Here is an 8,904-nt window from a genome sequence, read left to right on the forward strand (position 1 = left end):
ACTACAAACCACGCACAGCCGTATGCCTGATAAGCGCAGCGCATCAGGCAGCACAGCGCACCAAGCCGGATGCGGCTAACGCCTTATCCGGCCTACAAACCACACGCTGCCGTAGGCCTGATAAGCTCAGCACATCAGGCAGCACAGCGCACAGATCTACAAACTATGCTGTCCCAGCGTAGATATCAAACCGATGCCCTTTCGTGACTACCGCGTTCGGCGTGGCGACATCCGCCAGCGGCGGCGCGTAATCTGGGCGCTTCACCACCACACGTTTGGTGGCCAACTGACGCGCAGGCTCCAGCAGCCCATCCGCATCTAAATCCGGCCCCACCAATGACTGAAACACCCGCATCTCTTTTTTCACCAGCGCGCTTTTCTGCTTATGTGGAAACATCGGATCGAGGTACACCACCTGCGGGCGCGGCGTGATATCGGTTAACGCTGTCAGACTCGACGCATGGATCAGCTGTAAACGTTCCTGCAGCCACGGACCGATTTCCGGGTCGGCATAGCCGCGCGCCAGGCCATCATCGAGCAGTGCTGCAACCACCGGATTACGTTCCAGCATTCGTACGCGGCAGCCTACCGAGGCCAGTACAAACGCATCGCGCCCCAGCCCTGCGGTTGCATCGACCACATCCGGCAGGTAATCGCCTTTAATGCCAACAGCCTTCGCCACCGCTTCACCGCGTCCACCGCCAAATTTGCGCCGATGGGCCATCGCACCGCCCACGAAATCCACGAAGATACCGCCGAGTTTGGGTTCATCACGTTTGCGCAGTTCCAGATGTTCCGGCGTCATCACCAGCGCCATCAGGTTATCTTCATCGTGTTCCAGTCCCCAGCGGGCGGCAAGAACAGATAAGGCGCCGTCTCCGGCGCCTGTTTCATCTACTAAGCAGATTTTCACGTGAATAATCAGCCTTTGATCCCGTAATGCTCCAGCATTGCATCCAGCTGTGGCTCGCGGCCACGGAAGCGCTTGAACAGCTCCATCGGCTCTTCAGAACCGCCACGGGTGAGAATGTTATCGAGGAACGATTGTCCGGTTTGACGGTTGAAAATCCCTTCATCTTCGAAGCGAGAGAAGGCATCTGCCGCCAGTACGTCTGCCCACAGATAGCTGTAGTAACCCGCTGCGTAGCCACCAGCAAAAATGTGGCTGAAGGCATGCGGGAAGCGGCCCCACGTTGGGCCCGGCACCACGGCGACCTGTTTTTTAATTTCCGCCAGCGTCTCGAGGATTTTAGCCCCTTGCTGCGGGTTAAACTCCGCGTGCAGACGGAAATCAAACAGACCGAACTCCAGTTGACGCAGAATAAACAGCGCTGCCTGGTAGTTTTTCGCCGCCAGCATTTTATCCAGCAGTTCCTTCGGCAGCGGCTCACCGGTCTCAAAGTGACCAGAGATAAACGCCAACGCTTCCGGCTCCCAACACCAGTTCTCCATAAACTGGCTCGGCAGTTCGACCGCATCCCATGGCACACCGTTGATACCGGAAACGCCCGCGGTTTCGACACGGGTCAGCATATGGTGCAGACCGTGGCCGAACTCGTGGAACAGGGTGATCACTTCATCGTGGGTAAACAGCGCAGGTTTACCGTTCACCGGACGGTTAAAGTTACAGGTCAGGTAAGCGACCGGCTTTTGCAATGTGCCGTCTGTCTTGCGCATCTGGCCGACACAGTCGTCCATCCACGCCCCACCGCGTTTATGTTCACGGGCATACAGATCAAGATAGAAGCTGCCGCGCAGCTCGTTGTTTTCGTCGTACAGCTCGAAGAAACGAACTTCCGGATGCCAGACGTCAACATCGGTGCGCTCTTTGGCGGTGATGCCATAAATACGTTTAACCACTTCAAACAGACCGTTAACGGCTTTGTTTTCCGGGAAGTAAGGACGCAGCTGCTCGTCGCTGATGCTGTAGAGGTGCTGTTTTTGTTTCTCGCTGTAGTAAGCGATATCCCACGGCTGTAGCTCATCAACACCAAATTCCGCTTTCGCGAAGGCGCGCAGCTGAGCCAGCTCTTTCTCACCCTGCGGACGGGCACGTTTCGCCAGGTCAGTCAGGAAGTCGAGTACCTGCTGCGGGTTCTCCGCCATTTTGGTAGCCAGAGATTTAAAGGCGTAGCTCTCAAAGCCCAGCAGTTGTGCCAGTTCGTGGCGCAGCGCGAGGATCTCTTCCATTATCGGGCTGTTGTCCCATTTGCCCGCGTTTGGCCCCTGGTCAGATGCGCGCGTGGAGTATGCACGATACATCTCTTCACGCAGCCCCTGGTTATCACAGTAGGTCATCACCGGCAGGTAGCTTGGGATATCCAGGGTTAACAGATAGCCTTCCTGCTCTTTGGCTTCAGCCTGCGCTTTTGCGGCGGCCAGCGCGCTTTCCGGCATCCCGGCAAGTTCCGCTTCGTCGGTCACCAGCTTGGTCCAGCCCATCGTAGCATCGAGGACGTTATTGCTGTACAGGTTGCCAAGCTCAGACAGGCGGGTGGCAATCTCACCATAGCGCTGCTGTTTTTCCTTCGGCAGACCAATACCAGAAAGCTCAAAATCGCGCAGCGCGTTATCAACCGCTTTTTTCTGTGCGGTGTTCAGGGTGGCGTAATGATCGCCATCACGCAGGTCGCGGTACGCTTTGTACAGGCCTTCATGTTGTCCAACCCAGGTGCTGTATTCAGACAGCAGCGGCAGCGTTTGTTCGTAGGCTTCACGCAGTTCCGGGCTGTTTTTCACCGAATTCAGGTGACTAACCGGAGAGAAAATACGCCCCAGCACATCGTCGACTTCTGCCAACGGCTGGCAGAGATTTTCCCAGGTGTACGGCGCGCCCTGCGCAACCACTCGCTCAACATTTTCACGGCAATCGTTCAACGCCTTAGTGACGGCAGGCACAACGTGCTCTGGCTGAATTTTAGAAAACGGCGGCAGTTCGAAGGGAGTCAGCAATGGATTGGTCATTAGCGCGGTCCTGTTGAAAAGAGTGAATGAAGCGCGTATCCGGCGCTGTGCATATTAATTTGTACAATGGGGTTAAGTGTAGAGGATTTCAATGCTAACCGTGATGGAAAGACGCCCGGTGACGCTACGCTTACCGGGCCTGCGGGTAATCTGTGCCGATCTGCTGTAAACTGTGGCAAATCGTCATTTCAGCGGAATTTCATTACCCATGCTCAGTTATCGCCACAGTTATCACGCAGGCAACCACGCCGACGTCCTTAAACACACCGTTCAGAGCCTGATCATTGAATCGCTCAAAGAGAAAGAAAAACCGTTTCTTTATCTGGACACCCATGCTGGTGCTGGCCGTTATCAGCTGAGCAGTGAGCATGCCGAACGCACCGGTGAATACCTGGAAGGAATCGCCCGTATCTGGCAGCAGGACGATTTGCCTGCCGAACTGGAACCCTACATTGGCGTAGTGCAGCACTTCAACCGTAGCGGTCAGTTGCGCTACTACCCTGGCTCTCCGTTAATTGCTCGCCAGCTGCTGCGCGAACAGGACAGTCTGCAATTAACTGAACTGCACCCGAGCGACTTCCCTCTGCTGCGCGGCGAATTCCAGAAAGATGAGCGCGCTCGCGTGGCCAAAGCCGATGGTTATCAGCAGCTGAAAGCAAAATTACCGCCGGTTTCCCGTCGTGGGTTGATCCTTATCGATCCACCCTACGAAATCAAAAGCGACTACCAGGCAGTAGTGACCGGTATTAACGAAGGCTACAAACGTTTCGCGACCGGCACCTATGCGTTGTGGTATCCAGTGGTTCTGCGCCAACAAATCAAGCGCATGATCCACGATCTCGAAGACACCGGCATCCGCAAAATTCTGCAAATTGAGCTGGCAGTACGCCCGGACAGCGATCAGCGCGGCATGACGGCATCCGGCATGATTGTGATTAACCCACCGTGGAAGCTGGAGCAGCAGATGAACAACGTCCTGCCGTGGCTACACAGCAAACTGGTTCCGACAGGAACCGGTCATACTTCCGTAAGCTGGATAGTGCCGGAGTAATCGCAGCCATCGGTGGAACCTTTTAATATCAGGTATACAATCGCGAATATTTTGGCGGATGGCGTAACGCTTCTCCGCCCTACAATGAACATAAAGGAGCGGTCATGACCAAGCACTATGATTACATCGCTATTGGCGGCGGCAGCGGCGGTATTGCCTCCATTAACCGTGCAGCAATGTACGGTCAAAAATGCGCACTGATTGAAGCCAAAGAGTTAGGCGGCACCTGCGTTAACGTTGGCTGCGTACCGAAGAAAGTGATGTGGCATGCCGCACAGGTCCGCGAAGCGATCCACATGTACGGTCCGGATTACGGTTTCGACACCACCATCAATAAGTTCGACTGGGATAAACTGATCGCCACGCGTACCGCTTATATCGATCGTATTCATACCTCGTACGACAACGTGCTGGGCAAAAATAATGTCGATGTGATCAAAGGCTTTGCGCGCTTCGTTGATGCAAAAACCGTTGAAGTGAATGGTGAAATCATCACTGCCGATCATATTTTGATTGCCACTGGTGGTCGCCCGAGTCGCCCGGCTGTCCCTGGCGCGGAATACGGTATTGATTCTAATGGTTTCTTTGAGCTGCCAGCGTTACCAGAACGCGTGGCTGTTGTTGGTGCAGGCTACATTGCCGTTGAGCTGGCTGGTGTGATTAACGGCCTGGGTGCCCAAACGCACCTGTTCGTACGCAAACACGCGCCGCTGCGTAGCTTTGACCCGATGATCGTCGACACGCTGGTTGAGGTAATGAACGCCGAAGGCCCGACTCTGCATACTCACGCGATTCCAAAAGCGGTTGTTAAAAACGCTGACGGCAGCCTGACCCTGCAACTGGAAGATGGTCGTAGCGAAACGGTAGACTGCCTGATTTGGGCGATTGGTCGTGAGCCAGAAACGGACAACTTCAATCTGGCTGTTACCGGCGTGAAAACCAACGAAAAAGGCTACATCGTCGTTGATAAATTCCAGAACACCAGCGTGCCGGGTATTTATGCCGTCGGCGACAATACCGGTGCCGTTGAGCTGACGCCGGTTGCCGTTGCCGCGGGCCGTCGCCTGTCCGAGCGTCTGTTTAACAACAAGCCGGACGAGCATCTGGACTACAACAACATCCCGACCGTGGTCTTCAGCCACCCGCCAATTGGCACCGTGGGCCTGACCGAGCAGCAGGCTCGCGAACAGCACGGCGATGACCAGGTGAAAGTGTATAAATCATCATTTACCGCAATGTATACCGCTGTCACCTCACATCGTCAGCCGTGCCGTATGAAGCTGGTTTGCGTCGGTCCGGAAGAGAAAATTGTCGGTATTCACGGTATTGGTTTTGGAATGGATGAAATGCTGCAAGGCTTCGCGGTCGCGCTGAAAATGGGCGCAACCAAGAAAGACTTTGATAACACCGTTGCGATTCATCCAACGGCGGCAGAAGAATTCGTTACCATGCGTTAAGCAATAAATAAACCGGATGGTGCTTTGCCATCCGGTTTTCTCTTATTTACCCTGCATATATGGCGTATACACGCCGTTTAAGCTTTCGAGGAACGCCACGATATCGTCGATATCTTCCTGCGGCAGTTCTTTACCCACCTGATAACGCAGCATCAGTTTTACCGCACCATCGAGCGTAGGCACATCACCGCGATGGAAATAAGGCGCGGTCAGCGCAACGTTACGCAAGCCCGGGACTTTTTGACGCAGCTTGTCACGTAATTCATTAGTGACGTTCATGCGGCCAATATCTGCGGCAGTGACCTCACCGAAATTAAAGTCCTTTTTCAACCCCAATGGCTCAAATGAGCGCCCGCCTAAAATAATACCGCCATGACAGGTCGCACACTTATTATCTTTAAACAATTGATAGCCATGTTTCTGCTGAGCAGTTAACGCCGCTTCATCGCCGCGTAGCCATTTATCAAACGGCGAATTTGGCGTAATTAGCGTTTTCTCAAACTCAGCAATCGCATCAGTAATATTATCCCCGCTGAATCCCTGCGGATAAACCGCGATAAACTCTTGCTTCAATTGCGGATCTTTATCCAGTTTCTGGATAATTTCATCCCAGGATTTAGACGCCATTTCGATAGGGTTCAACGGCGGGCCGCCTGCCTGCGCCTGCAATGTTGGCGCACGACCATCCCAGAATTGTTCAACGTTGAAGACCGAGTTAAACACCGTCGGCGCATTAATCGGGCCAACGGCGCCGCCTACGCCGATCGACGTTTTCCGGCCATCCACGCCGCCTGCATTCAGGGCGTGGCAATGCGCGCAAGAAATCGTGCTGTCACCTGAAATACGCGGGTCGTGGTAAAGCGTAAAGCCAAGCGCTACTTTGCGGGCATCGGTTGGGATGCTTTCCGGTATCGGTTGTACCGGTTCATTACGATGCTGCGCGGCGGTATCGTTACTGGCGTAATACTGCTCACGCTGTTTCGTAATCCAGCCCAGGATCTCGGCTCGCTCCGTATCGCTGACCTTCCCGGCCCAGTGCAGCGCGGTATATCGCGTTGGCGGCATGGTGTCGTACTGCATCACCCATTCAATTTTATTCAGGTCGCTTTGCGAAACGGGTTTATCTGCGACCAGTGCCGCACGAACGGCTTCAAGATTGAATGATTTGTATCCCAGTTGAATGTCGTAATTCATCAACTGCTTAGCGACAGGAAAAGAAGAATAGAAAGGTAATTCAGCTGAAGGCGTGTGACAATAATCGCATCCTTTTTCGCGTAAAAATCCTAATACCTTATTATTTTCTTCCAGCGTAGAGGCCTGAACATCAGCCTGTTTGCTACGTTGATTATCGTGATACCACACATAACCGGATAATCCAAAATAACAAATCACGATGCCAGCTATGGCAATCGCGGTAAGACGGGTAATGATTTTCATTATTTTACCCTCACCGTTGTGAGTTATTGTGACCCAGAAAAATTAGAATAATTAATGCACAGTCTTTGTCAGACCTGACCATCATAGGAAATAAGGGGATTACTATTTTGATAAGTATCAAGCAATTACATGGGGGAGAACTATCAATAGAATAGCCTGCGCCTATTATAGAGATAAGGCGTTACCTGTCTCTGTTCACACCTCGTTGCAATCGAATGCTCTGAAAATGGAATATATTCAGAGCATGCAGAATTTTGAATTATCCATTATTTTCATTGGGATAGTCTGATTCTTTAAATTTTGCTCAGCATTAAAACGTGATCAACCGCACGCTTTACTCACCCGACACCGAAGCGAATGTCTACGCTTAACTGACGACCGGGCAATAGCCTTCATCTTTCAACGTCCATCGGAGGTCTTTCTCATTATGCTCAACCAGAAACTACCCCACGCCCCTTCTGAAGAAATGACGATCGACATCGATCTGCTTTATGAAATGGATCCGTGCGAGTTAAAGCTGGATGAAATGATTGAGGCGGAGCCTGAGCCGGAGATGATTGAAGGGCTTCCCGCTTCAGATGCGTTAACCCCTGCCGATCGTTATCTCGAACTGTTCGAACACGTCCAGTCATCCAAACTGTTTGCGGATAGTAAAACCTTCCCAGATTGTGCGCCCAAAATGGACCCGCTCGACATTTTAATTCGCTATCGCAAGGTTAAACGCCATCGGGACTTCGATCTGCGACGCTTCGTCGAGAACCATTTCTGGCTCCCGGAAACGCCCTCCAGCGAATACGTTTCTGACCCGGAAAGTTCGCTGAAAGAACATATCGATCAACTGTGGCCGGTGCTGACGCGCGAGCCGCAGGATCACATTCCCTGGTCCTCGCTGCTGGCGTTACCGCAGTCATACATTGTGCCAGGCGGGCGTTTTAGCGAAACCTACTACTGGGATTCCTACTTTACCATGCTGGGTCTGGCAGAGAGCGGCCGCGAAGATCTGCTGAAATGTATGGCAGATAACTTTGCCTGGATGATTGAAAACTATGGTCACATCCCGAACGGCAACCGCACTTACTATCTGAGCCGCTCACAGCCGCCCGTTTTTGCCCTGATGGTGGAGCTGTTTGAAGAAGATGGCGTACGCGGCGCGCGTCGTTACCTTGATCATCTAAAAATGGAGTACGCGTTCTGGATGGATGGCGCCGATTCCCTGGTACTCAACCAGGCCTACCGCCACGTGATCAGAATGTCGGACGGCTCTCTACTTAACCGCTATTGGGACGATCGTGATACGCCGCGCGATGAGTCATGGCTTGAAGACGTCGAGACCGCCAAGCACTCGGGTCGCCCGCCCAATGAAGTGTATCGGGATTTACGCGCGGGCGCGGCTTCTGGCTGGGATTATTCATCGCGCTGGCTGCGCGACGCAGGCCGCCTTGCCAGCATACGCACCACGCAGTTCATCCCAATTGACCTGAACGCATTCCTCTACAAGCTGGAAAGCACTATCGCCAATATTTCCGCGCTGAAAGGTGACAAAGAAACGGAAGCGCTGTTTCGCCAGAAAGCCAGCGATCGTCGTGATGCGGTAAACCGCTATCTCTGGGACGATGAAAACGGCTGCTATCGCGATTACGACTGGCGGCGCGAACAAATGGCCCTGTTTTCTGCCGCCAGTATTGTGCCGCTGTATGTCGGTATGGCAACGCATGAACAAGCCGATCGGCTTGCTAACGCAGTTCGCAGTCGCCTGCTCACGCCCGGTGGCATTTTAGCCACGGAGCATGAAACCGGGGAACAATGGGATAAACCCAACGGCTGGGCGCCGCTGCAGTGGATGGCGATCCAGGGCTTCAAACTGTACGGTGACGACCATCTCGGGGATGAAATTGCCCGTAACTGGTTGAAAACGGTGAATCTCTTTTATCAGGAACACCACAAACTTATCGAAAAATACCACATAGCCGACGCCGCGCCGCGCGAAGGCGGCGG

The 8,904-nt window shown here is 53.2% G+C and carries 6 protein-coding genes; 3 read left to right on the plus strand and 3 right to left on the minus strand.

From position 1 onward, the window contains the following. Positions 1–163: 163 nt before the first annotated feature. Positions 164–913 (minus strand): 16S rRNA (guanine(1516)-N(2))-methyltransferase RsmJ, encoded by a 750-nt coding sequence (gene rsmJ, locus FDW94_RS22520; protein ID WP_003827462.1) that lies wholly within the window; start codon positions 911–913, stop codon positions 164–166. 8 nt (positions 914–921) lie between these two features. Beyond that, positions 922–2,964 (minus strand): oligopeptidase A, encoded by a 2,043-nt coding sequence (gene prlC, locus FDW94_RS22525; RefSeq protein WP_060682916.1) that lies wholly within the window; start codon positions 2,962–2,964, stop codon positions 922–924. Positions 2,965–3,172: 208 nt separating this feature from the next. On the opposite strand from prlC, the gene FDW94_RS22530 reads away from it, so the two are divergent. Both FDW94_RS22530 and gorA read left to right on the plus strand, forming a co-directional pair. After that, positions 3,173–4,015, plus strand: a complete 843-nt coding sequence (locus FDW94_RS22530) for a 23S rRNA (adenine(2030)-N(6))-methyltransferase RlmJ (protein ID WP_003827459.1) — start codon at positions 3,173–3,175, stop codon at positions 4,013–4,015. Between the two features lie 104 nt (positions 4,016–4,119). After that, on the plus strand, positions 4,120–5,472 hold the full coding sequence (gene gorA / locus FDW94_RS22535) for a glutathione-disulfide reductase (protein WP_008786397.1): 1,353 nt from the start codon (positions 4,120–4,122) through the stop codon (positions 5,470–5,472). 42 nt (positions 5,473–5,514) lie between these two features. On the opposite strand, the gene FDW94_RS22540 is transcribed toward gorA, so the two are convergent. Beyond that, entirely contained in the window at positions 5,515–6,909 is a 1,395-nt protein-coding gene (locus FDW94_RS22540; RefSeq protein WP_111464565.1) for a cytochrome-c peroxidase, read from the minus strand. Positions 6,910–7,336: 427 nt separating this feature from the next. Here FDW94_RS22540 and FDW94_RS22545 point away from each other — a divergent pair. Then, on the plus strand, positions 7,337–8,904 hold a 1,568-nt coding region (locus tag FDW94_RS22545), incomplete at its 3' end, for an alpha,alpha-trehalase (RefSeq protein ID WP_249358685.1).

The organism is Citrobacter sp. wls757 (genome assembly GCF_005280935.1).
GTDB lineage: Bacteria > Pseudomonadota > Gammaproteobacteria > Enterobacterales > Enterobacteriaceae > Citrobacter > Citrobacter portucalensis.

Excerpts from the sequence above, each read along its gene's own strand:
- FDW94_RS22530 (WP_003827459.1), top strand. The coding sequence starts at position 3,173 with ATGCTCAGTTATCGCCACAGTTATCACGCAGGCAACCACGCCGACGTC.
- prlC (WP_060682916.1), bottom strand. The coding sequence starts at position 2,964 with ATGACCAATCCATTGCTGACTCCCTTCGAACTGCCGCCGTTTTCTAAA.
- FDW94_RS22540 (WP_111464565.1), bottom strand. The coding sequence starts at position 6,909 with ATGAAAATCATTACCCGTCTTACCGCGATTGCCATAGCTGGCATCGTG.
- gorA (WP_008786397.1), top strand. The coding sequence starts at position 4,120 with ATGACCAAGCACTATGATTACATCGCTATTGGCGGCGGCAGCGGCGGT.